This is a genomic window from Rhizobium sp. SRI_017, assembly GCF_057586295.1.
The window spans coordinates 823,229-846,949 of the sequence record NZ_JBYCZP010000001.1; the positions used below are offsets into that span (position 1 = coordinate 823,229).

Sequence of the window (23,721 nt, forward strand, 5' to 3'; positions counted from 1 at the left end):
GCAGACGTCCTGAGATGAAAGGCACGATCATGATCACCCTCGAAAAACCTGTCCTCGCCGCCCTGATGGTCAACGCCACCCACGAAATCGACATGGGCGAAGGCCGGCAGGCAACGATCTATTACGAAACCGATCGCCTCGCCCATATGCGACGGCCCGACGGCGTTGTCATGACCGGCGACTGGTCGCTGCTCGATGACGGCTATGCCATAGAATGGCGCGGCGGCCCGGCAGCGACCTGGACTCTGAAGGCCACTCCCGGTCGGATCGGCTATGTCGATGCCGAGGGCAATGACCGCGGAGCGGTCAAGTCGATCGCCTTCGGCAACAGCGCCAACCTACCCGGCTGAGAACCCCGTGAGCTGTCCGCCGGCGATCGCCTGTTCCAGCGCCCGGACGGCTTCGGCCAGTTTCTCGTCGATGACATGGAGATATTCCGTCCAATCGTCGATGTGATGCACTTCGGCCTTGCCGTCCGACACTCCGCGCAGGCCGATCAGCGGAATGCCGAAGCTCATGCAGGCGCGAAGGATGGCGAAGGTCTCCATCTCGACCAAGTCGGCCTCGATCGCCTGATAGGCGTTGCCTGAGACCACATTGGCGCCAGTGGAGAGCGTCGCCTCCTTCACGCCGGGAATGCGGATCGGCAACGACACGACTGCCGGAAGATCGAGGAAGGGGGTCGTGCCCTTGGGGAAACCGAAGGCGGACGCGTCCATGTCACGATAGGCGACCGAGGTGATCTGGTAGACCTCGGCCTGTTCGAGCTTTGCCGAGCCGGCCGAGCCCAGGCAGACGACGAGGTCGGGCTTGCGGCCATCGAGTGTGAATTCCGAGAGCGCCCGGGTCAGCGATACCGCAGCCTCGACCGGACCGACGCCGGTCATGACAGGCGTGAAGAGCGCCTTGAGATGCGGGCCGTATTCCGCGTCGGCCGCCATGACATAGAGCACCGACTTGCCGGCGACATTTTTCAGCCTGTCGGTCATCCCCTGATATCCTCCCGGCCACGCAGTGCCATCTTGGTGCCGGTCATCGAGGCGATCAGCTTGGCCGGACCATCGCCGATCGCATAGGCTTTGCCGTCGGCAACGATGATATTGGAGCCCGGCTTGGTGATCTCGCCCCGAAACAGGAAGCGATCACCCTTGCCCGGCGACATAAGGTTGACCTTGAATTCGATGGTGAGGATCGAGACATCGGGATCGATCATCGTATAGGCGGCATAGGTACAGGCGCTGTCGAGCGCGGCGGCGATCACGCCAGCATGCAGGAAGCCATGCTGCTGGGTCAGTTCCGGCCGGTTCGAGAGTTCGATCTCCACCGTACCATGATGGATGCGGGTCAGTTCGGCGCCGATGAGCGTCATCGCGCCCTGTCGTCCGAAGGAGGCCCGGATACGCTCCCTGAAATCGTGTTCCTGTTCGCTGGCCATGGGATTGCGTGAGTCCTTTCGCAGATGCGAAACTGCCACTCGCGGCCGCGCTTCACAAGATTTCGCCGCGTCAATCCGGAGATATTTTCCATCATGGTACTGCCATCAACCACATCGACTTGCGGTAACGCCTGAAGGGATTATGACGGTTCCATGCTCGACGTCGCACAGAATGTCCTACCCGTCTTCCTGATGATCTTCATCGGTTGGCTCATCGTCGCCACCCAATATCTGAAGCCCGAGGCTGGAATCGCACTCTCCGAATTCGTCTTCAAGCTCGCCGTCCCGGTGCTGATTTTCAGGACGCTGGCGCAGGCGGAGTTCCATGGCGCCTTCCCGGTACGGCTCTGGATCGCCTATTTCAGTGGCGTCGCCGTGACCTGGACCGTCGGGCATCTGGTCGCCTCGAAGCTTTTCCACGCCGACCAGCGCACGGCGACCGTAACCGGCGTCTCCTCCGCTTTTGCCAATACGGTCTTTGTCGGCCTGCCGCTGGTGGAACGCACTGTCGGCAATGAGGGGCTGGTGGCGATCTCGATCCTCATCGCCATCCACCTGCCTGTGATGATGATCGCAAGTTCCCTGTTGATCGAACGCGCCGAACGGCGGGATATCGGCAAGGCGCCGGTCGGCTGGTTCGAGCTGCTGCGCTATCTCGGCCTCAATCTCAGCCGCAATCCGCTCGTCTTCGGCGTGCTGGGCGGCATTGCGCTCAACCTGTCCGGCATTCCGCTCACAGGCGTGCCGAAACTGGTGGCGGATCAGTTGTCAGCGATCGCGGGGCCGGCGGCGCTGGTCTCGCTCGGCATGGCCATGCGGCGCTATGGGACAGGCGGCAATATGAAGATGGCGTCGGTCGCGACGGTCCTGAAGCTCTTCCTTCTGCCGCTCTGCGTCATGATCTTCTCGCACCTTCTTGGTCTCAGCACCGACTGGCAGGCTGCGCTGGTGCTCACGGCTGCAGTGCCCACCGGCGTCAATGCCTGGCTGATTGCTGCTCAATTCCGTACGGCGGAAAGCCTTGCCGCGACCACAATCACGACGACCACAGCCCTTGGGGTGGTCAGCGTGATGTTCTGGGCCTGGGTGATGGGCTAGCTTAGAGAAAGCGCGCCGGAATCGCCTCGTTGAAGGGAAAATAGGGGAAGTAGGGTTTTGCTTCTTCCAGCACGCGCTTGACCGACGGTCGCGACATCAGCCGGTCGAAATAGGCGGCCATGACTGGATAAGTCGGCGTGAAGGGGTGGATGCATTCGGAATAGAAGAGCGCCGGTGCCGCCGAGCAATCGGCCATCGAGAACGCCTCGCCCGCGGCCCATTCCTTCCCGGCGAGCTGCTTCTCCAGCATGTCATAGGCGCCATCGAGATTGACCCGCGCTTCGATCACGCCATAGTCGTCGGTCGTGTCCTGCGCCCGCAGCCGGTCGCCCACAACTTTCTGCATCGGAGCCGACACATAGAGGTCGAAGAACCGGTCCCACAGCCGGACTGCGCGAGCCGCATCAGGATCGGCGGGAATGAGGCGGATGGCGCCCGGATAGAACTGGTCGAGATATTCGATGATGATGGACGTCTCGGGAACGACCACGTCGCGCACGGTATCCTTGATAACCGGGAATTTGCCGACCGGCCAGGCAGCCAGCAATTCGGCGCTCGACTCGGCATCCGAGAGGTCGACGACCTGCGGCTCGAACGCGGTGCCGTTCTCATAAAGCGGAATCAGCACCTTGTGGCAGTAGGAGGCAAGCGGATGATAATAGAGGATGAGCGACAAGCGGAACCTCCTGGCATAGCGGCCGAAATCGGGTGATTTCAAAAAGCACGCTGCGCGGCTTCAACAATCTTGGGCGTCCTTTGCTCGACCTTCCGGTCGAGCGACGGTCTTGGCGCATGGCAGAGGTCGGATCAGGCCGCGGAGGCCTGCTCCTGATTGAGGCAGGCTTCGATCGCCGGAACGGTGTCGGATGAGCGCAGCCGCGCGACGAGATCCTGGTCGCGCAGGGCGCGTGCAATACGGGAAAGCGCCTTCAGATGATCAGCGCCCGCGCCTTCGGGCGCCAGCAGCATGAAGACGAGGTCGACGGGCTGGTCGTCCAACGCCTCAAAATCGACGGGCGTCTCCAGGCGAGCGAAGACGCCGGTGATCTTGGTGAGCGCCTTCAACTTGCCGTGAGGAATGGCGATTCCAGCACCGACCCCGGTCGAGCCGAGCCGCTCGCGCTGCAGCACGACGTCGAAGATTTCGCGCTCTGGAATGCCGGCGATCTTGGAAGCAGTGGCTGCGAGTTCAACAAGCAATTGTTTCTTCGTATGCACACGTAGCGCCGGAATGATCCCTTCCGGGTGCAGAATATCCGCCAAAGCCATTCATATTGTCCTTTTTTGGCCCGGTATGCCTGGGCCGGCGGCCAACGCCGGCCCAGGGGTTCAATATTCTTTCGCCAGCCTTGTCAGCCTTTGATATTGGCGGAATCAATCCAGCCGATATTACCGTCATTGCGGCGATATACAATATTGAGCTCGGAGGAGCCGGGCTTGCGGAACAGCAAGAGGGGTTCGTCGGTCATATCGAGCGCCATGACGGCGGTTGCGACAGTCATGTTGGCAAGCTTCTTCGTTGTTTCAGCGACAATGGCGGGAGCGAAGTTCTCCTGAACTTCCTCCTCCTCGTCGGAGCCCCCCTCCATAACCGTGTAGGGGATTTCTGTCGCGGCGGCACGGCTTTCGCCATGGTGATGATCGCGGAGCTTGCGCTTGTAGCGGCGGAGGCGCTTCTCGATACGCTCGAAGGCGCTTTCGAACGCAATCTGAGGATCATTCGCCTTGCCCTCGGCGTGAAGGTTTGCGCCTGAGTCGAGATGAATCTTGCAATCGGCACTGAACCGCGCACCAGCCTTTTCTACGAGTACCTGACTGGAAAAACCTCCGTCGAAATACTTGGCGATGGCGTCGCTTATCTGCCCGGTTATCCGAGTTCTAAACGAGTCGCCAATATCCATATGCTTGCCGGTTACACGCACGCTCATGGTGTTATCCTTCCTGCATTCGAAGTTTCGAAGTCCTCATGATCTCCCTTTCGCCTGGGCCGGACCCCGAATCCCGGGCGAATCCCTCGACTTGACGATACCGAACGTACCCACCGGCTATGAAGACCAGATCCGGTCTACAAACCGGCGCCCTCCGATACATACCACCAAGTGCGATGACACACATCGGAACGTAGTCTATGCCAAGCCGTTCCACGTTAAAAGGGGTCTATTGAGGCACTCTCCACCGTGTGCTGCCCTGATGAGCGCGGCTCCTTAGAGGCGGCAGGCAGGTTGAGTCAAGGGTGACCCCGAATATTTCAGTGGGTAATCATTCGCGCGATGATTGTCCGTCCCGGATGGAATTGACGGATGTTCACACGGCACCGGCCTTGGCGACAGCCCGCTTTTCGCGCCTGCGTTGCACCGAGGACGGGATGTTCATAGCCTCGCGATATTTGGCGACCGTCCGGCGGGCGATTTCGATGCCACCTGCCTTGAGGGAGTCGACGATATCGTCATCGGAGAGAACCTTCTCCGTTTCCTCGTCCTGGATCATCGCGCGGATGCGATGGCGAACAGCTTCGGCCGAATGCGCCTCGCCCCCTTCCACGGCCGCAATGGAAACCGTGAAGAAGTACTTGAGCTCGAAGAGGCCGCGCGGCGTCAGCATGTATTTATTGGAAGTAACGCGACTGACTGTCGACTCATGCATCTTGATCGCATCGGCCACGGTCTTGAGATTGAGTGGGCGCAGATGATCGATGCCGCGCATCAGGAAAGCGTCCTGCTGGCGCACGATCTCCGTCGCGACCTTCATGATGGTCTTGGCCCGCTGGTCGAGGCTGCGCGTCAGCCAGTTGGCATTCTGCAGGCATTCGGTGAGGAAAGTCTGATCGGCATGATCGCGCGACGACGCGTTCGAAACGTGTTGGTAGTAGTCCTGATTGACCAGAACCCGCGGCAGCGTTTCCGGATTGAGTTCGACCATCCAGCCGCCATCGGGCGCGGTCTGAATGATCACGTCGGGCACCACCGATTCCGTCGACGACGCCTCGAAGCCGTTGCCGGGCTTGGGGTCGAGCGTGCGGATTTCGGCGAGCATGTCGAGCAGGTCTTCCTCGTCGACACCGCAGATCTTCTTGAGCGACTGGAAATCACGGCGCGCGAGCAGTTCGAGATTGCCAATCAGCGCCTCCATGGCGGGATCGAAGCGGTCCCGCGCTTTCAGCTGCAGGGCGAGGCATTCCCCGAGCGACCGCGCAAAGATGCCCGGCGGATCAAGGCTCTGGAGCTTTGCGAGAATGCCCTCGATCGCGGTGACGTCCTTGCCGAGCGTCGTCGCCACCTCGCCCAGGTCCTGATGGATGTAGCCACAATCGTCGAGCATATCGGTCAGATGGCGCGCGACGATAATGTCGATCGGATCGTGCAACAGGAAAGGCACCTGCTGGGCGACATGCTCCTTCAGCGTCACCTGGCCGGCGACGAAATCGTCGAGGTCGTAGGCTTCGCCACTCTCGCCGAGGCTGCCCGGCATCGACTTCCACTGATTGAGAAGCTCGGGCGCGTCGGCTTTCCGCGGCCCGGCGTCGTCCTGATAGACGTTCTCGAAGCCGCCATCGAGTGCCTCGCTCAGGCGCTCGGTCTGGCTTGGGCGGCGGTCGCCGTCGTGATCGTCCGCATGGTCTTCACCGCGGCCATCTCCGTCGAAGTCCGGGGCATTGTCGGAAGACGAGAATTCGAGCAGCGGATTCTTCTCGACTTCCATGGCGATGAACTGGCTGAGTTCGAGATACGTCATCTGCAGCAACTGGATCGACTGCATCAGCTGGGGCGTCATCACCAGCGATTGGGTCTGTCTCAGAAGCAGGCTTGCGGACAAGGCCATGACGTACGCTGAACTCCTCGACTTCTATGGCCCCGGTTCCGGAACCACTAGAACGCCCCCAAGGGAACTGGCCCAAAAATTGCTTATTGATCCGACCGGGTCAAGCACAAATCGCCAGCGAGGTTAAATGCTGCGTCCATTGCGACGCAATTTTGTCGTTCAGAGGCTGAAATTGTCGCCCAGGTAAAGCCGGCGAACATCTGGATTGGAGACGATATCTGCAGCCCGGCCATGGGTCAGCACTTCGCCGGCATGGATGATATAGGCGCGGTCGATCAGACCGAGCGTCTCGCGAACATTGTGGTCGGTGATCAGAACGCCGATGCCGCGGCGCGTCAGGTGCCGGACGAGATTCTGGATATCGGCGACGGAGATCGGGTCGACGCCCGCAAAGGGCTCGTCGAGCAGCATGAAGGCCGGATCGGTCGCGAGCGCTCGGGCGATTTCCAGTCGCCGCCGTTCACCGCCCGAAAGGGCCACGGCGGGCGAATTCTTGAGATGGGTTATCGCGAATTCGGCGAGCAGGGATTCGAGCTTGTGCTCGCGCGCATCCCTGTTCTTCTCGCGGAGTTCGAGCACGGCGCGCAGGTTCTGTTCGACCGTCAACCCGCGGAAGATCGAGGCTTCCTGCGGCAGGTAGCCGACGCCGAGCCGCGCACGCTGATACATCGGCATCCAGGTCACATCGTTGCCGTCAATCTCGATCCGGCCCTGGTCTACGGGGACAAGCCCGGTGATCATATAGAAGCAGGTCGTCTTGCCAGCACCGTTCGGGCCCAACAGACCAACGGCCTCGCCGCGTCGCACGACCAGCGACACACCGTTGACGACGCGCCGCGAGCGATAGGCTTTCGTGATGCCGCGCGCGATCAGCGTGCCCTCGTATCGCGCCTGCTGCGCCGGATCACGTGGTTGCTGAGGGGCCGAACCGTTGCCGCCCCGAGAGTTGATGAACGGAATTTTCAAGGCTTCAGTTTGACTTAGGATCAATCAGGATCTTCACGCGGGTGCCGCAGCTATTGAGATTGGCAAGGCCGCTCTTCATCTGGACCGTCAGCTTGCAGCCGGTGAAGACATTGCCGCCTTCTGACAATACGACCGGATTGCCATTCAGCACCAGCACCTCGCTGACCATGTTGATGGTGCCGGTATCGGCGGTCGCCTTCTGGGTCGCCGAGGATAGCTTGACGCTTCCGGACACGTCGATGCGGTCGATATCGGCACCACCGGCCGCGATCGATTTGGTGCCGGTCTTGTAGAAGACAGTCATTTTTCCGGCCTGGAGCGTCATCTGGCCCTGCGCCACCCGTACATTGCCGGTAAAATAGGCTCGCTTTTCTTGCTCGCGAATCTCGAGATTGTCGGCCTCGATTTGGATAGGCTTATCGTTGGAGAGTGCAAGGCCGCTGTTCTTCGACTGAGCATGCGCGGCGTGTGACGCCGCGAGGCAGACTGTGGCGACGGCCAGCACGGCCGGAATACGAAATGCGCGCATGGTCGACTGCGTCCTATTGCTCGCTGGTTGCCTTGACGTCTTCGGCAGTGCGCCGGACTGCGGTCGGGTCGACCTTCAGCCGGACTTTGCCCGAGAAATTCATGATCCTGCCCTTATCCGTTATCTTGAGGCTGTTCGCAACAAGCGTCGCGCCCTTGGAGATGATCGAAACCGGGTCGTCGGAACTCATCAGTCCGCCGCGTACATCGAGATGGGCGGATTGGAAAGAGGCCTTGAGGCCGGACGAGAGCTGAACTTCGAACGGCTTCGTCATGTCCAGCTTGTCGGTGTCGCGGTCATACTTTGCGCCGCTCGCCTTGATGCGGGCCACCAGATCGCCGCGGACGGGCACGGCGGCATCGATATCCTCGAGCTCGATATCGCTCGGGTTCATGATGGCCTGAAGCGCGCGCCGGGCATTCATGAAATAGCTGATCCCATCTTCGTTCCGGCCCGAGATGGCCGGCTTTTCCATCACCACGCGGCCGTTCTCGATCCGCGCGCCGGCAATGGTGAGATTTTCAGGGAACATCGTCCGGATCCAGGACACGGCGACAAAGGCCATGGAAATCACCACGGCAAGGATAGGCAACAGCATCTTAAGCCGGCGCACGGTTCCGGAATGCCTCGTCGCGCGAGCATACAGCTCGGCGGGGCTCATCCGGGACAGGGAGAGAGGTGCGCGTACGTCCATTCATATTCCTGAGAGCCGCCCGCGGCCCCTGCGCATCACACATAGGCAAACCATCACGCAAAAACAATGCGTGAAACCTCTCGTCATAAGATGTCGGAAATTGCAGACCGCTGTTTCCTTCCGCCGCGGCAGGCGCTATCGATAGCGCACAAGCCCCAGACAGAGAGAACGACCGCATGGCCTTCACCGATATCGCCGAACGGCGCCAGCTGCGCCGCAAGCTGACATTCTGGCGTGTGATGGCCTTCGCACTCGTCCTTCTTGCCATCGTCGGGCTCGGATCCCTGCTTTTCGGCACCGAGGGCAGCGAGAAAATGCGGGCGCATATTGCACGCGTCACGGTTTCAGGGCTGATCGTCGACGACACCGAACTGGTCGAACGCCTCGACGCGATTGCCGAAAACAGCTCGGTCAAGGGTCTCATCGTCTCGATCAACTCGCCGGGCGGAACGACCTATGGCGGCGAGATGACCTACAAGGCGATCCGTCGCGTGGCTGCCAAGAAGCCCGTCGTCTCCGATGTCCGCACGCTCGCAGCCTCGGCCGGCTATATGATCGCGATTGCCAGCGATCATATTGTCGCCGGCGAAACCTCCATCACCGGCTCGATCGGCGTCATCTTCCAGTATCCCCAGATCAAGGGCCTGCTCGACAAGCTCGGCGTCTCGCTCGAGGAAATCAAGTCCGCGCCGCTCAAGGCCGAGCCCTCGCCCTTCCATACGCCGCCCGAAGGCGCGAAGGTGGCGATGCAGGCGATGGTCGATGATTCCTTCGCCTGGTTCGTCGATCTCGTTGCCGAGCGCCGCAAGCTGCCGCGGCCCGACGCGCTGCGCCTCGCCGACGGTCGTGTCTTCACGGGCCGGCAGGCGGTGAAGGAGAAACTTGTCGACAAGGTCGGCGGGATCAAGGAAATCCGCGCCTATTTCACAACCAAGAATGTTGCCGCCGATTTGCCGGTGGTCGATTGGAAGCCGAAGTCCGCGGGTTCTAATTTCCTGCTCGGCTCGCTGGCCGAGTCGCTCGGCCTCGGCTGGCTCGCAAATGCCGTCGCATTCAAAAATATGAGTGAAGACAAGTTGTTGCTTGACGGTCTAGTCTCCGTTTGGCACTTTGAAGGCAAATGAACGGGAAATAGAAACCGTCTGAGGGGGCACTTGTGATCAAGTCAGAGCTGGTGCAAATCGTCGCGGCTAAAAACCCGCATCTTTACCACCGCGACGTTGAGAATATCGTCAATGCCGTGCTCGATGAAATCACCGATGCTCTTGCTGGCGGAAACCGCGTCGAGCTTCGTGGGTTTGGCGCCTTTTCGGTGAAGAATCGCCCGTCCCGCTCGGGTCGCAACCCGCGCACGGGTGATGCCGTTTTCGTCGAGGAGAAGTGGGTGCCGTTCTTTAAGACTGGCAAGGAACTCCGAGAGCGGCTCAATCCCGATCTCGCCGACGTCGAAGACGACGACGATTGATCGCATCGGCAATGGCTTGATCTGACGGCTGCTTCGGTTCTATCAGGGAGCCAAACAGGGAGTTCGCCCAATGGTCCTGCGCTTTATCAAGCTCATCATTCTCGTGCCTGTCGCGATCGCGCTGATCGTGCTGTCGGTGGCAAACCGCCATTTCGTCACGCTCGCGCTCAATCCGTTCCGACCGGAAGACCAGGTTCTGTCGTTCTCGCTGCCGCTTTTCGTGCTGGTTTTCGCCGCTCTGATCGTGGGCGTGATCATCGGATCCGTCGTCACCTGGCTCGCCCAGGGGCGCTACCGCAAGCAGGCGCGCGATGAGGCACATGAAGCGCGCAAGTGGCGGGACGAGGCAGGCAAGCAGCGGACGCGGGTCGAGGAAATCACGACCCGCAACCTGATCACCGCATCGAAATAGGCTTATTCGTCGCCGTCATCATCGTCGGCGGTCGACTTGTTGGCCTTGTTGGCCACCTTGGCCGCACGCTTGGCGGCGATCTTGCCAAACTTCTTGAAGAAGCCGGTCGCGACCTTCTTGGCCGAGGCTTCGATCATCTTCGCGCCGATCTTGGCAAGCGCGCCGCTCATCTGTGCGCCGACCTTGTAGGTCAAAATCGTCTCGTCGCCGTCCTGCACCAGCGAAACGTCGCAGGTTCCCTTGGCGGAACCGGCAAGACCGCCCTGCCCATCGACGAGGATCGTATAGCTTTCCGGCGCATTGAGATTGGCGAGGGTGATGTCGCCCTTGAAGGTCGCCGGAATCGGGCCGACCTTGAATTTTACGGTCGCCACCATCTGGGTAGGCGACTTCTTCTCGAGCGATTCGCAATTGGTAATGCATTTGCGCAGAACGTTGGGGCTGTTCAGTGCCTGCCAGACGATCTCGCGCTTTGCGGAAATCCGCTCCTCGCCAGTCATATCCATTATCAGTTCTCCCTGATGGCTTACGGACCTGCATGCAGCCGCCAAAGCGCTTTGCCAAGTGGCGTCGGCCTGCTATTTGGTCGTTCGTTGACGCATTATTGAGAAACAAACCGTTGGTAAAGAGCAAAAATCAGGCGCGGGGAGCGCGGCAGCAGGGCAAACCGCAGGGCCGCGACGCCCGCCCCGCCGCAAAGCCCAAGCCGCGGACCGAAGATCCCGTCCGCCGAGCCCCGCCCGCCGCCGAGCTGACCGAGCGCCCGGCCCGCAAGCGCGAGGAGAAATGGGAGAAGGCCAGCAGTTCCATACAGGTCTTCATGCCGGCACGACAAGGCAGGCGGCCGAGCGAGGTTGCCCCCGTCATCCTTGAGACTTCAGGCGAAGACGGCTACCGCCTGCTCGATACCGGCGACGGCCTGAAACTCGAGCAATATGGCGATATCCGTGTCGTCCGTCCCGAGGCGCAGGCGCTGTGGCCCAAGGCGCTCGCCGAGAGCGAGTGGGAAAAGGCGGACGCGATCTTCTCCGGCGACGCGGACGACGATAGCGCCGGCCGCTGGCGCTTTCCGAAAAAGAATCTCGGCGAGACCTGGCCGCTTAGGCTGCTCGATGTCGATTTCTTCGGGCGCTTCACCTCCTATCGCCATGTCGGCGTGTTTCCCGAGCAGATCGTCCACTGGTCCTGGGCGGCGGAGAAGATCCGCAAGCGTGGCAACCGGCCGAAAGTGCTGAACCTCTTCGGCTATACCGGTGTCGCTTCACTGGTCACCGCAAGCGCCGGTGCCGAGGTCACCCATGTCGATGCCTCCAAGAAGGCCATAGGCTGGGGCCGGGAGAACCAGGCACTCGCCCGCCTCGACGACAGACCGATCCGCTGGATCTGCGACGATGCGATGAAATTCATCGAGCGCGAGCAGCGCCGCGGCAGCCGCTACGACATCATTCTTGCCGACCCGCCGCGATTCGGTCGTGGTCCCGAGGGCGAAATCTGGCAGCTCTTCGACCATCTGCCGAAGATGCTGGATATCTGCCGCGACCTGCTCGCTGACGACGCGATCGGCCTTGTCCTGACCGCCTATTCGATCCGTGCCAGCTTCTACTCCATCCACGAACTGATGATGGAGACGATGCGAGGCCGTGGCGGGTTGGTGGAATCGGGCGAACTCATCATCCGCGAAAGTTCGGAAGCCCGCCGTGCGCTCTCGACCTCGCTATTCAGTCGGTGGACACAATGATTAGAGACGACGGGACCCGGGACGACACGCTGCCACGCCGCGGCCTGGTAAAGGAAGTCACCTCGCTCGCCAATCCTGTGATCAAGGACATCAAGGCGCTCAGCCAGAAGAAGAACCGCGAGGCCAGCGGTCACTTCATGGCCGAAGGGTTGAAGCTGGTGATCGATGCACTGGATACAGGCTGGCATATCGACACGCTGATCTACGCCAAGACTGCCAAGGGCAAGCCGCTGGTCGACAAGGTCGCCGCGCGCGTCGTTGCCGGCGGTGGCCTCGTGCTCGAAGTGACCGAGAAGGTGCTGTCCTCGATCACCCACCGCGACAATCCGCAATCTGTCGTCGGCATATTCCAGTCGCGCTGGAAGCCGCTTGCCGATGTGAGACCCTGGGCGGGCGAGACATGGGTCGCCCTCGACCGCGTCCGCGATCCCGGCAATCTCGGCACGATCATCCGGACAGCCGATGCGGCCGGTGCCTCCGGCGTGATTCTGATTGGTGAAACCACTGATCCCTTTGCGCTCGAAACCGTGCGCGCAACGATGGGCTCGATCTTCGCCTTGCCGGTTGTCCGCACGTCCCCCGCTGATTTCCTGAAATGGCAGCGCCATGCCGGTTCGACTGTTGTCGCGACCCACCTCAAGGGCGCGATCGATTATCGCAAGCCGGATTTCTCGTCAAAGCCGGTCGTGCTTCTCATGGGCAATGAGCAGGCCGGCCTGCCTGACGATCTCGCCGAAGCGGCCGACGTCCGAGTCCGCATTCCCCAGCAAGGCCGCGCCGATTCGCTCAATCTTGCTGTCGCAACGGGCATCATGTTGTTTGAAGCACGTCGTCATCTTCTCAAACTGGACGATCGTTGATGGACCGCAGACCGCTTTTCGCGCGGCCACCCGTGGCCGTGGCCTTCATTATTGTCGCGCTGCTGCTCGACCAGTTGATCAAATATCTCGTCGAACAGCACCTGCCTTTCCAGCAGATGGTAGAAGTCATCCCGCATCTCGCTCTCTACCGGACCTGGAACGAGGGCGTCGCCTTTTCCTTCCTCTCGGGGATGAGCGGCTGGGCCATCGTCGGCATGCGGCTGGCCATCGTCGCGTTCATTCTTTGGTGGTGGCGGAGCAGCGAGCATCCGAGCCCCTTCTCCCATCTCGGCTTTTGCATGGTGGTTGCCGGCGCCTTCGGCAATATCGTCGACCGGCTGATTTACGGCCATGTCGTCGACTATGTGCTGTTTCACACCGAGACATGGTCCTTCGCGGTCTTCAACCTGGCTGATAGTCTGATCACCGTGGGAGCCGTGCTTATCGGTTTCTGCGAGATTTTCCTCAACCGCAAGACGCAGGATGAAAGGCGGTGACGGCTCGTTAAGCATCGCGGGAAAGCCTTTGGAAAGCCCGTCCTGCTAAGGTTGAGCCAATGACCGAGCCACGCAAATTGCAGGACCGCCTATCGATCGCCTTCGGCGGTGCGGCATCCTTCACGTCGGATGCCGGCAACGGCAGCCTTGCAGCCATCCATGATGCGCTTGGCGACATCGCGCTTTCCCGTAACCTCGATGGCATAATCCTCGCCGCCAACCGCACATTCCGCGAAGTCACCGGTGTCGATGCCCCGGAAGGACGGACCTGCGTCGAGCTCGGCATTCTATTCAAGCCGGGCAAGGTGGCCCATTCCTACGATGTCGAATTCACCGGCTCCGGTTTCCGTCGCGTCTTTCTCTGGCATGACGTCGTCATCCGCGATCCGCTGGTCGATGGCCTCATCATCCAGTCGATCGCGCGCGAGGTGTCCGAGGAGCGCCTGCAGATCGAGGCCGGCGAACGGGCACGGCGCGCCGCCGAGGACGAGAGCCAGCGCAAGTCCCGCCTCATCGCCATGGTCAGCCACGAAATCCGCACGCCGCTCAGCGGCCTGCTCGGCATGGGCCAGTTGCTCGCCGGAACAGAGCTCACACCTGAACAGAGCAACTATCTCGAAGGCATCAGGCAATCCGGTACCGATCTCGCCCAATTGGTCGAGGATCTGCTCGATTTCTCGACGCTCGCCGCCGGCCGCTTCTATCTCCGGCCACGCCAGACAGCGATTCGGCCTTTGATCGAGAATGTCGTCGAAATGCTGTCGAGCCGGGCGCATGCCAAAGGCATCGAGATCGCGGCGATCATCGATCCCGTGTTGCCAGAGGCCGTGGAACTGGACCCGGCGCGTTTCCGCCAGGTCCTCTTCAATGTCATCGGCAATGCCGTGAAGTTCACGGAAAAAGGCGGCGTGCTTGTCCGTGTCGACCGTATCGATGAGGGCCTGATCATAAGGGTCGAGGATACGGGGCCCGGCATGAATGCCGCCGAGCTCACCCGCATCTTCGGCGAGTTCGAACAGGGCGACCTGAGCCGCGCCCGCGAAGGTGGCGTTGGCCTGGGACTGGCGATTTCCGCGCGGATCATGGCCGAAGCGCATGGCGCGATCGCGGTCGAGAGCGAATCGGGAAAAGGCACGCGCTTCACCATCCGGCTGCCGGCGGCGTCCGCAGGTGCCGGCATGCGCAATGGCCGCGAACTTGCCTCCGCTGACGTCATGCTGCTTGCGCCGGATGGCCCGGCGGCCCATGCAATCACGACTTCCCTCACGAACCTAGGCGCCAGGGTCCGCAACTTCACCAGTGTGGAGGCTGCGCGCTACGAACTGGTCCGACGACCGGTCAATGGCGTGATCGTCGATCATCGGCTCGATGCCGATTTCGCGGCACATATGGCGGATGATCCCGCGCTTGCGGCGGCCCGCAAGGTTTTCCTCGTCAGCCCCGAATCACGCCCGGCGACGATGTCTGGCGATGTCTATGACGGCTGGCTCATCCGGCCGCTTCGCGAGCAATCGCTGATCGACGTCCTGACTGGCAGGCTCAAGGGCCTGGAGCGCCGCCAGACCGATCGCGAGGAGTTCCCGGTTCTCGCGGCCGAGGCGTCCGACGATGGCGAGCCGCGCCCTGCTATGCCCCGCTCGGCGAGCGTCATTCTCGCCGAGGACGATCCGGTCAATGCGCTCATCGTCCGGACAATGTTGGAAAAGGCCGGCTTTGCGGTACGGCTCGCCACCAGTTTCTCGAAACTGTCAGAACTTCACAGGACCGAACCCGCGTCACTCATCGTCACCGACAACACGCTCGACGACGGCACCTGCGACAGTTTCATTGCTGCCTTGCGCGACCGCGAGGATGCGCTTTCCGTCGCCCCAGCCCCCATTATCGTGCTGACTGCAGACAGCCGGCAGGAGATTCGCCACGACCTTCTTACGCGTGGCGCCAATCTCGTTCTCTTCAAGCCTGCAAGGGCGGATGCGCTGATATCAGCGGTCCGCGACCTGCTCGGCCGCCACGCAGCCTGAATTTTGCCCCCTGCGACAACCAGCAACTGTCATTCTGCTGTCGTCTTGATATGGTTATAGACGACCCATATTAGAGGTCAGCCATATCCAGCGAGGACAGTCGACGGATGACGCTTGAGGTCGCCGAAACCAGGATCGCAACACGCAGCCCCGCCGCCCGCGCGATGGACGCCGCGGCCTCGACGCCTGTGCTGGGACGCCTTGGTTCGCTTGAAACTCGTCTTGCCGCGAATGGGGAAGAGATCCGCGCCGCCCAGTTGATCCGCTACCGGGTCTTCGTCGAGGAGATGGGCGCCCGTCTGCCGCCAGAGGCGATGATGGCCGGGTTGGATTTCGACGCCTTCGACGACATATGCGACCACCTTATCGTTCTCGACAAGTCGCTCGAAGGCGATACGCCGGACCAGATCGTGGCGACCTATCGCCTGCTACGCCAGGAAGTGGCCGATCGGCATTCCGGGTTTTATTCGACAGCTGAATTCGATATCGCCCCGATGATCGCCCGCCATCCCGGCAAGCGCTTCCTCGAACTTGGCCGCTCCTGTGTTCTGGCACCCTACCGCACCAAGCGTACGGTGGAACTGCTCTGGCAGGGCAATTGGGCCTATGCGCTCAAGCACAATCTCGACGTGATGTTCGGCTGCGGGTCGTTCCCGGGCGCCTTCCCGGAATTCCATGCGCTGGCGCTGTCCTTCCTGCATCATAATTCGTTGGCGAATGGCGATTGGGCGGTGCGCGCCACCTCGAACCGCTATCGCAACATGGACTTGATGCCGCTCGAGGCGGTTAATCCAAAGCGGGCGCTGATGGCGATGCCGCCGCTGATCAAGGGGTATCTCCGCCTTGGCGCCATGGTCGGCGAGGGGGCAGTGGTCGACCATGCTTTTGGCACGACCGATGTGCTGATCGTGCTTCCCGTCGAGAGCATCTCGACGCGTTACCTGAATTACTACGGCACCGACGCGCAGCGTTTCGGGTCCTGAGTTTGCGGTTTTTGCTCGCTGAACATCCGAACCCCTAGCCTTCAGCGGGTCCGGAGCTCCTGAGCTCCGGCATTTTATTCTCTCCCCTCACGCCGGGCAGTTGCTTTGCCCGGCGCTCCTCGTCCTAATCGAGCCGAAGGGCAAGTCCGCGAGCTCTCGCTCGGTCATGCGCCGTAGCGCCGGGTGGAGCAGCGGGTCGATCTCCGTCTGATCGACGTCTGCGGGTTCAATGAGCCTCTCGATCAAGCTCGCGAGAAACTTCAGCATTCCGATACGCCTTTCATCCTTTGGAGCCGTTGGATGTGTCGATTTGGCTGTGGTTTTCGCTTGTCTCGAGCGTGTTGAATACGACGTTTCCAAGGCTTATCGTTGTTGTGATGAAATCAATATCTGCCCAAAGCGCTCCGGAAACAATTGAGATTACCGGCAGTCCGATATAGAAAAACTATATGAGAAACCTCAACACCGTGCATTTGAATGGTCTGCGAGCACTGGAGGCCGTCGGCCGCCTGGGGTCGCTGCAGGCGGCTGCGGACGAGCTCGGCGTCTCGATCGGCGCGGTTAGCCAGCAGGTCATCAAGACCGAGGGCCAGCTCGGACACGCGATTTTCGAGCGGACCGGCAAAGGCCTGGTCGCGACCGAAATCGGCCGACCCATTCTCGCGCGCCTGACCGATGGCGTTCAGAAGCTTTCCGAGGCGGTGGCGCTCGCCCATCGGCGTGACAACAATTGCCTGACGATCTCGGTGGCGCCGGTTTTCGCGTCGCGCTGGCTCGTGCGCCGTTTCGACAATTTCGCCCGTGAGCATCCGGAAATCGTGCTCCGGATCGATGCGACGATGCAACTGATTGACCCCGCCATATCGGATGTCGATCTCGGCATTCGCGTCGGCGACGGGCACTGGACCGACGTTCAGTCGGAACTGCTGCTGGAGCAGCAGGTCTTTCCCGTCTGCACTCCGGAACTGGCAAGAGGACTTACCAAGCCGGCTGATGTGCTCAGACTACCGGCCGTGATCGACAGTCGGGCGATGTTCACATGGAACGTCTGGCTGCGCGCCGCCGGCCTGGAGGGCAGCCAGGTCAACGAACGCCATGTGTTCAACGATGCCTCGCTCTGCCTCGATGCCGTACTCGCAGGCCAGGGCGTCATGCTGGCCTGGCAGACGCTGACATCAGACGTCATCGCCGACGGCCGCCTCGTCGCGCCATCAGGCATCCGCGCAAAAACCGGCTATGGCCATTATTTCATAACCGCCAAGGGCGCACGGGAGAGCCGCAAGGTGCAGATCTTCAAGGCCTGGCTTCGGCGTGAACTGGCCAGGAGCATGGACGATCTCGATAGGCGCTTTGCTGCAGTGGGAGGCTAAGCTGCGCGCCGCTAACCTGTGGCGTCGAAGCGCTTGACCTCGATCGGCGGAGTTGATCTCCGGATCTCTGCGAGGTCATGGGCTGCTTGCATTCTCAGCCAATTGTCGGCGCTGCTGCCCAGGGCCATTTCGAGCCGAACAGCAACCTCTGGCCCGATTGCGCTACGCCCAGCGATGAGATTGTGAAGCTGCTGTCGAGAAATGCCGAGACCCTTTGCTGCCTCCACAACAGACATCCCCAGATCTTCAAGATTTTCCCTGATCACCAGACCGGGATGCAGAGGATTCTTCATTTCCATCGCATGCTCCATTCAGTGATAGTCCACGAGATCCACGTCCCAAACCCGACCATCTTCAAACCTGAAAATCACCCGCCAATTTGCACGCACCGTGACGGACCAGAAACCTTTCAAATTGCCGGTCAACGGATGAAGCCTGAATGTTGCGACATCAAGATCACCAATGTTCTGCGCGGTGTTCATCACGGTCAAGATAACTTTGAGCTTGGTAACGTGATCCGGATTTACTCCGCGTGCGCTGTCGTCCTCAAAAAGTTGCCGCAACCCCTTGTGCTTGAAGCTCTCGATCATTCCAGCTCAGCAATGAATGTAAAATATCATTTTACACATTGCAAGGCTGCTCTTTCTGCATTTGCATAATCACAGCCCCGCATTATAGGCAGCAATCGCTGCCATGTTGACGATGTCGCTGTCCTTGGCGCTGATCGAGGCGATCTGGACGGATTTGTCGAGGCCGACGAGGAGCGGGCCGATGACAGTGCAGCCCCCCAGTTCCTGCAGCATCTTGGTCGAAATCGAAGCCGAGTGGAACGCTGGCATGACCAGCACGTTGGCCGGGCCGGAGAGCCGGATGAAGGGATATTGCTCCATCAGCGCCGGATTGAGCGCCACGTCTGCGGCCATCTCGCCGTCATACTGGAAATCGACCCGGCGCTTGTCGAGAATCTTCACCGCCTCTCGCACGCGCTCCGAGCGCTCCCCCTCGGGATGGCCGAAGGTCGAATAGGCGAGCATCGCCACGCGTGGATCGTAACCGAACCGGCGGGCGACACGGGCGGCCTCCTCGGCGATGTCGGCAAGCTGCTCCGATGTCGGCATGTCGTGCACGGCCGTGTCGGCCACCAGCACCGTCTTGCCGCGGCAGAGTGCGAGCGACACACCGATAACGGTGTGGCCGGGCTTGGCATCGATGCAGCGGCGCACCTCTTCGAGCGATGTCGAATAGTTGCGCGTCGTGCCTGTGACCATGGCATCCGCATCGCCCAGAGCCACCATGCTGGCAGCGAAGTGATTGCGGTCGGTGTTGATCAAGCGTTGCGCGTCACGGTACAGATAGCCCTTCCGCTGCAGCCGGGCGTAGAGGTAGTCGATGTAAGCCTCGCGGCGCGTCGAAGTGCGGGCATTGATGAACTCGATGCCCGGCCGATTGAGATCGATACCGGCGCGCTCGGCGTTCGCCTGAATGATATCGTCGCGGCCGAGCAGGATAGCCGTGCCGAGCTGCTGGTTGACGTAGGAGAGCGCCGCGCGCATGACCTGCTCTTCCTCCGCCTCGGCGAAGACGACCCGCTTGGGGAAACGGCGCACGCGCTCGTAGATCCGCTGCAGCGTCGAGGCGATCGGGTCGCGGCGCGCCTTGAGGTCGCGCGCGTAACGATCGAGGTCGGCGATCTCCTTGCGGGCCACGCCGGACTCCATCGCCGCCTTGGCGACGGCGACGGGGATGGAGGAGATCAGGCGCGGATCAAAGGGAACCGGGATGATATAGCTCGGCCCGAATCGGGGCCTGTTGCCCTGGTAGGCGGCGGCGACATCATCGGGGACGTCCTCCTTGGCGAGGTTGGCCAGCGCCCGGACGGCGGCGATCTTCATCTCGTCATTGATGGTCGAGGCGCGCACGTCGAGCGCGCCGCGGAAGATGTAGGGGAAGCCGAGCACGTTGTTGACCTGATTGGGATAGTCCGAACGGCCGGTCGCCATGATCGCGTCGTCGCGGATCCGTGCGACCTCTTCCGGCGTAATCTCCGGGTCGGGATTGGCCATGGCGAAGATGATAGGGTTCGGCGCCAACGACCGGATCATGTCGGCGTTGAAGGCGCCCTTGGCGGAAAGCCCCAGCACCACGTCAGCCCCGTTCATGGCCTCAGCCAGCGTGCGCCGGTCGGTCTTGGCGGCGTGGCCCGATTTCCATTGGTTCATGCCTTCGGTGCGGCCCTGGTAGACCACGCCCTTGGTGTCGCAGAGGATGATATTGTCAGGATTGAAGCCCATTGCCTTGATCAGTTCGATACAGGCAATCGCCGCGGCACCCGCCCCGTTGCAGACGAGTTTCGTCGTCTTGAGACTACGACCGGTAAGATCGAGCGCATTGAGCAGGCCAGCGGCGGCGATGATCGCCGTGCCATGCTGGTCGTCGTGGAAGACCGGGATATCCATGATCTCGCGCAGCCGGCTCTCGATCACGAAACAGTCTGGCGCCTTGATGTCTTCGAGGTTGATGCCGCCGAACGAGGGGCCGAGAAAGCGCACGCAATTGATGAATTCCTCGACATCCTCGGTATCGACCTCGAGATCGATCGAATCGACATCGGCGAATCGTTTGAAAAGGACGGCCTTGCCTTCCATCACGGGTTTCGACGCCAATGCGCCGAGATTGCCCAGGCCCAGAATCGCCGTGCCGTTGGAGATCACCGCCACCATGTTGCCACGGGTCGTATAGTCATAGGCCGTCTGCGGATCCTCGGCGATTGCCTTCACCGGCTCTGCAACGCCAGGGGAATAGGCGAGCGAGAGGTCACGTTGGGTCGCCATCGGCTTGGTCGGGGTGATTTCAAGCTTGCCCGGCCGCCCGCGCGAATGAAAGTCAAGCGCCTCCTGGCGGGTGACGGTGGGCTGATTCCGGTCTGGCTTGTCCGCTGGCATTGTTCCTCCCCTCATGCTTCTTGTGGGCACGCTCGCTTTGCGGCACCCAGCTTGTTGTCATTCATGCATGCCCCACTCTAATGTTCAACGCCTTTATCCCGATTGCGCCATCCTCCGTCGGATCGGCCCCGCCTGAAAAGTCCTTGATGACCATCGAAGCCCTTACAGTGTCCCAGCTCGCCTCCGAGGAAAGCCGCCAGACGGCGACGCCGATGATGGAGCAATATATCGAGATCAAGGCCACCAACCCGGACAGCCTGCTGTTCTATCGCATGGGCGATTTCTACGAGCTGTTCTTCGAGGATGCGCTGGAGGCATCGCGGGCGCTCGGCATCACGCTCACCAAGCGCGGCCAGCATCTGGGGCTGGATATCCCGATGTGCGGCGTGCCGGTCCATGCCGCCGACGACTATCTGCAGAAACTGATCGGCTTCGGCTATCGCGTCGCGGTCTGCGAGCAGGTCGAGGATCCCGCCGAGGCCAAGAAGCGCGGCGGAAAATCGGTGGTAAAGCGCGATGTCGTCCGGCTGGTGACGCCGGGCACGATCACAGAGGAGAAGCTGCTCAATCCCGGCGACAGCAACTACATGATGGCGCTGTCGCGTATCCGCGGCGGTGAGAAGACCATCTATGGTCTCGCCTGGATCGATATTTCGACAGGCGTCTTCCGCCTTGCCGAGACCGAGCTCTCGCGGCTTCTGGCCGACATCCTGCGGATCGACCCGAAGGAGTTGATCGTCGCCGATTCGATCTTTCATGATGCCGACCTTCGTTCGGTCTTCGATGTCCTCGGCCGCGTCGTGAGCCCACAACCCGCGGTGCTGTTCGATTCGGCAACGGCGGAGAACCGCATCGCCCGCTACTACGGACTGCCGACGCTGGATGGCTTCGGAGGCTTCACCCGAGCCGAAATGTCCGCTGGGGCCGCGGCCATATCCTATGTCGAGAAAACCCAGATCGCCGAGCGCCCCGCACTCGGCCCTCCGGAGCGGGAAAGCACGGCCTCGACTGTCTTCATTGATCCCGCCACCCGCGCCAATCTCGAATTGGTCCGCACGCTGTCCGGCGAGAGGTCGGGCTCGCTGCTCAAGGCCATTGACCGAACCGTTTCCGGTGCCGGCGCACGCCTGATGGCCGAACGGCTGATGTCGCCGCTGACCACGCCCGAGGAGATCAACAAGCGGCTCGACTCGGTCGGCTTCTTCCTCGACGAGCCGCGGCTCGCCGCCGATGTCAGGCAGGCACTCAGGCACGCGCCGGACATGCCGCGTGCCTTGTCTCGGCTGGCGCTTGACCGCGGCGGTCCGCGCGATCTTGCCGCCATCCTCAATGGCCTGCGCGCCGGGCGCGAGATCGCTGCACGACTCGTCAGCTTTCGCATGGCCGAGGAAATCAACGGCGCGTTCCTGGCACTCGGTACGGTGCCCTATGGTCTCGAAGACCAGCTCTCCGCCATGCTGGCCGACGAACTGCCATTGCTGAAACGCGACGGCGGCTTCGTCCGCGACGGCTCCATCCCCGAACTCGACGAACTCCGCGAATTGCGCGACCAGTCGCGCCGGGTGATTGCCGGCCTGCAGGCGAGCTATTCCGAGGAGACCGGCGTCAAGTCGCTGAAGATCAAGCACAACAATGTGCTCGGTTACTTCATCGAGCTGACATCGGGCACGGCAGGCGTGATGACCGGGACGCCCGAGATGCGCGCGCGATTCATCCATCGCCAGACCAATGCGAACGCCATGCGCTTCACGACGGTCGAATTGTCGGACCTTGAAAGCCGCATCGCCAACGCCGCCGAACAGGCGCAGGTGATCGAACTTGGCGCGTTCGACGAGCTGCGCGCCGCCGTCATTGCCGCCGGCGAAGAGATCAAGAAGGCGGCCTCGGCGCTGGCCATTCTCGATGTTTCGGTTGCGCTTGCGGCTTTGGCCGACGAGCAGGCCTATTGCCGGCCGCATGTCGATGGCTCGGTCGATTTCGCGATTTCCGGTGGACGCCATCCCGTCGTCGAGCAGGCGCTGCGCAAGGCGGCGCAGAATCCATTCGTTGCCAATGATTGCGATCTCTCGCCTGGCACCAATGGAAAGAATGGCAGCATCTGGCTGCTGACCGGCCCGAATATGGGCGGTAAATCAACCTTCCTGCGCCAGAATGCACTGATCGCGATCATGGCGCAGATGGGCTCCTACGTGCCCGCGACCGACGCCCGGATCGGCTGCGTCGACCGGCTTTTCTCCCGCGTCGGTGCGTCCGACGATCTCGCCCGCGGCCGTTCGACCTTCATGGTCGAGATGGTCGAGACCGCGGCGATCCTCAATCAGGCTACGCCGAAATCCCTCGTCATCCTCGATGAGATCGGACGCGGCACTGCAACCTTCGACGGCCTCTCGATCGCCTGGGCCGCAGTCGAGCACCTGCACGAAGTCAATCGCTGCCGCTCGCTGTTCGCCACCCATTTCCACGAATTGACGGTTCTGTCCGAGAAGCTCGCCCGACTCGCCAATGTCACGATGCGGGTCAAGGAATGGGATGGCGATGTCGTCTTCCTGCACGAGGTCGGCCCCGGCGCCGCCGACCGTTCCTACGGCATCCAGGTCGCCCGCCTCGCCGGCCTGCCGGCCGCCGTGGTCAGTCGTGCCCGAGAGGTTCTCGACCTGCTCGAGGATGCCGACCGCAAGAACCCCGCCGCCAAGCTGATCGACGACCTGCCGCTTTTCCAGGCCGCGATCCGCCGAGAGGAGCCCAAGCCATCCAAGGCATCGGCGGTCGAAGATCGGCTCAAGACCTTCAATCCCGATGAAATGACGCCGCGCGACGCGCTTGAAGCACTCTATTCTCTCAAGAAGTTGCTCGGCTGATTCAATCTCTTACGCAGAATCTCCATCAGATGAT

General features: G+C 61.4%; 26 protein-coding genes. 12 read left to right on the forward strand and 14 right to left on the reverse strand.

What is annotated here, in order from left to right; all coding sequences use genetic code 11:
* Positions 1-14: 14 nt before the first annotated feature.
* Entirely contained in the window at positions 15-350 is a 336-nt protein-coding gene (locus tag AC2YI2_RS04155) for a hypothetical protein (protein WP_487385152.1), read from the forward strand.
* Here the strand turns inward: AC2YI2_RS04155 and AC2YI2_RS04160 are convergent.
* Positions 339-989 (reverse strand): 5'-methylthioadenosine/S-adenosylhomocysteine nucleosidase, encoded by a 651-nt coding sequence (locus tag AC2YI2_RS04160; protein WP_487385153.1) that lies wholly within the window; start codon positions 987-989, stop codon positions 339-341. The two genes, AC2YI2_RS04155 and AC2YI2_RS04160, sit on opposite strands and share 12 nt — an antisense overlap.
* On the reverse strand, positions 986-1,435 hold the full coding sequence (locus AC2YI2_RS04165; protein ID WP_487385154.1) for a PaaI family thioesterase: 450 nt from the start codon (positions 1,433-1,435) through the stop codon (positions 986-988). Before AC2YI2_RS04165 ends, AC2YI2_RS04160 begins: the two co-directional genes overlap by 4 nt.
* 153 nt (positions 1,436-1,588) lie before the next feature.
* Here AC2YI2_RS04165 and AC2YI2_RS04170 point away from each other — a divergent pair, with 153 nt between their 5' ends.
* A complete protein-coding gene (locus AC2YI2_RS04170) occupies positions 1,589-2,533 on the forward strand; it encodes an AEC family transporter (protein ID WP_487385155.1) in 945 nt (314 codons plus the stop codon).
* 1 nt (position 2,534) lies between these two features.
* Here the strand turns inward: AC2YI2_RS04170 and AC2YI2_RS04175 are convergent, their stop codons facing one another.
* From AC2YI2_RS04175 to lptC, 7 genes are all read right to left on the reverse strand, one after another.
* On the reverse strand, positions 2,535-3,209 hold the full coding sequence (locus AC2YI2_RS04175; protein ID WP_487385156.1) for a glutathione S-transferase family protein: 675 nt from the start codon (positions 3,207-3,209) through the stop codon (positions 2,535-2,537).
* 131 nt (positions 3,210-3,340) lie between these two features.
* Positions 3,341-3,802, reverse strand: coding sequence for a PTS IIA-like nitrogen regulatory protein PtsN (ptsN, locus tag AC2YI2_RS04180; RefSeq protein ID WP_487385157.1), 462 nt, complete (start codon positions 3,800-3,802; stop codon positions 3,341-3,343).
* 83 nt (positions 3,803-3,885) lie between these two features.
* Positions 3,886-4,461, reverse strand: a complete 576-nt coding sequence (hpf, locus tag AC2YI2_RS04185) for a ribosome hibernation-promoting factor, HPF/YfiA family (protein WP_487385158.1) — start codon at positions 4,459-4,461, stop codon at positions 3,886-3,888.
* Between the two features lie 376 nt (positions 4,462-4,837).
* Entirely contained in the window at positions 4,838-6,352 is a 1,515-nt protein-coding gene (gene rpoN, locus AC2YI2_RS04190) for an RNA polymerase factor sigma-54 (RefSeq protein ID WP_487385159.1), read from the reverse strand.
* Positions 6,353-6,511: 159 nt separating this feature from the next.
* On the reverse strand, positions 6,512-7,303 hold the full coding sequence (lptB, locus tag AC2YI2_RS04195) for an LPS export ABC transporter ATP-binding protein (RefSeq protein WP_487385291.1): 792 nt from the start codon (positions 7,301-7,303) through the stop codon (positions 6,512-6,514).
* Between the two features lie 19 nt (positions 7,304-7,322).
* The gene (locus AC2YI2_RS04200) at positions 7,323-7,847 is read right to left on the reverse strand and encodes an LptA/OstA family protein (protein WP_487385160.1); all 525 of its coding nucleotides are present in this window, start codon (positions 7,845-7,847) and stop codon (positions 7,323-7,325) included.
* A gap of 13 nt (positions 7,848-7,860) precedes the next feature.
* Positions 7,861-8,541, reverse strand: coding sequence for an LPS export ABC transporter periplasmic protein LptC (lptC, locus tag AC2YI2_RS04205; protein WP_487385161.1), 681 nt, complete (start codon positions 8,539-8,541; stop codon positions 7,861-7,863).
* 176 nt (positions 8,542-8,717) lie between these two features.
* On the opposite strand from lptC, the gene sppA reads away from it, so the two are divergent.
* The 3 genes from sppA to AC2YI2_RS04220 all read left to right on the forward strand — a co-directional run bounded on the left by sppA (position 8,718) and on the right by AC2YI2_RS04220 (position 10,418).
* Entirely contained in the window at positions 8,718-9,665 is a 948-nt protein-coding gene (gene sppA / locus AC2YI2_RS04210) for a signal peptide peptidase SppA (protein ID WP_487385162.1), read from the forward strand.
* Positions 9,666-9,697: 32 nt separating this feature from the next.
* Positions 9,698-10,006 carry an integration host factor subunit beta gene (locus tag AC2YI2_RS04215; RefSeq protein WP_487385163.1) on the forward strand — a complete coding sequence of 103 codons (309 nt, stop codon included), beginning with the start codon at positions 9,698-9,700 and terminating at the stop codon, positions 10,004-10,006.
* Between the two features lie 70 nt (positions 10,007-10,076).
* Entirely contained in the window at positions 10,077-10,418 is a 342-nt protein-coding gene (locus AC2YI2_RS04220; RefSeq protein WP_487385164.1) for a LapA family protein, read from the forward strand.
* A 2-nt stretch (positions 10,419-10,420) separates the two neighbouring features.
* On the opposite strand, the gene AC2YI2_RS04225 is transcribed toward AC2YI2_RS04220, so the two are convergent.
* The gene (locus tag AC2YI2_RS04225; protein ID WP_487385165.1) at positions 10,421-10,924 is read right to left on the reverse strand and encodes an SRPBCC family protein; all 504 of its coding nucleotides are present in this window, start codon (positions 10,922-10,924) and stop codon (positions 10,421-10,423) included.
* Between the two features lie 113 nt (positions 10,925-11,037).
* On the opposite strand from AC2YI2_RS04225, the gene AC2YI2_RS04230 reads away from it, so the two are divergent.
* From AC2YI2_RS04230 to olsB, 5 genes are all read left to right on the forward strand, one after another.
* Positions 11,038-12,156, forward strand: a complete 1,119-nt coding sequence (locus tag AC2YI2_RS04230; RefSeq protein WP_487385166.1) for a class I SAM-dependent methyltransferase — start codon at positions 11,038-11,040, stop codon at positions 12,154-12,156.
* Positions 12,153-13,016 carry a TrmH family RNA methyltransferase gene (locus tag AC2YI2_RS04235; protein ID WP_487385167.1) on the forward strand — a complete coding sequence of 288 codons (864 nt, stop codon included), beginning with the start codon at positions 12,153-12,155 and terminating at the stop codon, positions 13,014-13,016. Before AC2YI2_RS04230 ends, AC2YI2_RS04235 begins: the two co-directional genes overlap by 4 nt.
* Positions 13,013-13,513: a signal peptidase II gene (lspA, locus tag AC2YI2_RS04240; protein ID WP_487385168.1), complete on the forward strand. Its 501-nt coding sequence runs from the start codon at positions 13,013-13,015 to the stop codon at positions 13,511-13,513. The genes AC2YI2_RS04235 and lspA overlap by 4 nt, the downstream gene beginning before the upstream one ends.
* Positions 13,514-13,572: 59 nt before the next feature.
* Positions 13,573-15,534 (forward strand): hybrid sensor histidine kinase/response regulator, encoded by a 1,962-nt coding sequence (locus tag AC2YI2_RS04245; protein WP_487385169.1) that lies wholly within the window; start codon positions 13,573-13,575, stop codon positions 15,532-15,534.
* Between the two features lie 164 nt (positions 15,535-15,698).
* A complete protein-coding gene (gene olsB, locus AC2YI2_RS04250; protein WP_487385292.1) occupies positions 15,699-16,517 on the forward strand; it encodes a l-ornithine N(alpha)-acyltransferase in 819 nt (272 codons plus the stop codon).
* Between the two features lie 87 nt (positions 16,518-16,604).
* Here olsB and AC2YI2_RS04255 read toward each other — a convergent pair whose 3' ends face one another.
* Positions 16,605-16,784 carry a hypothetical protein gene (locus AC2YI2_RS04255; RefSeq protein WP_487385170.1) on the reverse strand — a complete coding sequence of 60 codons (180 nt, stop codon included), beginning with the start codon at positions 16,782-16,784 and terminating at the stop codon, positions 16,605-16,607.
* A 182-nt stretch (positions 16,785-16,966) separates the two neighbouring features.
* Between AC2YI2_RS04255 and AC2YI2_RS04260 the strand changes: the two genes are divergently transcribed.
* A complete protein-coding gene (locus AC2YI2_RS04260; RefSeq protein WP_487385171.1) occupies positions 16,967-17,887 on the forward strand; it encodes a LysR substrate-binding domain-containing protein in 921 nt (306 codons plus the stop codon).
* An 11-nt stretch (positions 17,888-17,898) separates the two neighbouring features.
* On the opposite strand, the gene AC2YI2_RS04265 is transcribed toward AC2YI2_RS04260, so the two are convergent.
* The 3 genes from AC2YI2_RS04265 to AC2YI2_RS04275 all read right to left on the reverse strand — a co-directional run bounded on the left by AC2YI2_RS04265 (position 17,899) and on the right by AC2YI2_RS04275 (position 20,829).
* Complete coding sequence (locus AC2YI2_RS04265; RefSeq protein ID WP_487385172.1) at positions 17,899-18,186, reverse strand: HigA family addiction module antitoxin; 288 nt, start codon at positions 18,184-18,186, stop codon at positions 17,899-17,901.
* A 12-nt stretch (positions 18,187-18,198) separates the two neighbouring features.
* Positions 18,199-18,477 (reverse strand): type II toxin-antitoxin system RelE/ParE family toxin, encoded by a 279-nt coding sequence (locus AC2YI2_RS04270; protein WP_487385173.1) that lies wholly within the window; start codon positions 18,475-18,477, stop codon positions 18,199-18,201.
* A gap of 69 nt (positions 18,478-18,546) precedes the next feature.
* Entirely contained in the window at positions 18,547-20,829 is a 2,283-nt protein-coding gene (locus AC2YI2_RS04275; protein ID WP_487385174.1) for an NADP-dependent malic enzyme, read from the reverse strand.
* A 146-nt stretch (positions 20,830-20,975) separates the two neighbouring features.
* Here AC2YI2_RS04275 and mutS point away from each other — a divergent pair, with 146 nt between their 5' ends.
* On the forward strand, positions 20,976-23,687 hold the full coding sequence (gene mutS / locus AC2YI2_RS04280) for a DNA mismatch repair protein MutS (protein WP_487385175.1): 2,712 nt from the start codon (positions 20,976-20,978) through the stop codon (positions 23,685-23,687).
* The last annotated feature ends 34 nt before the right edge of the window (positions 23,688-23,721 follow it).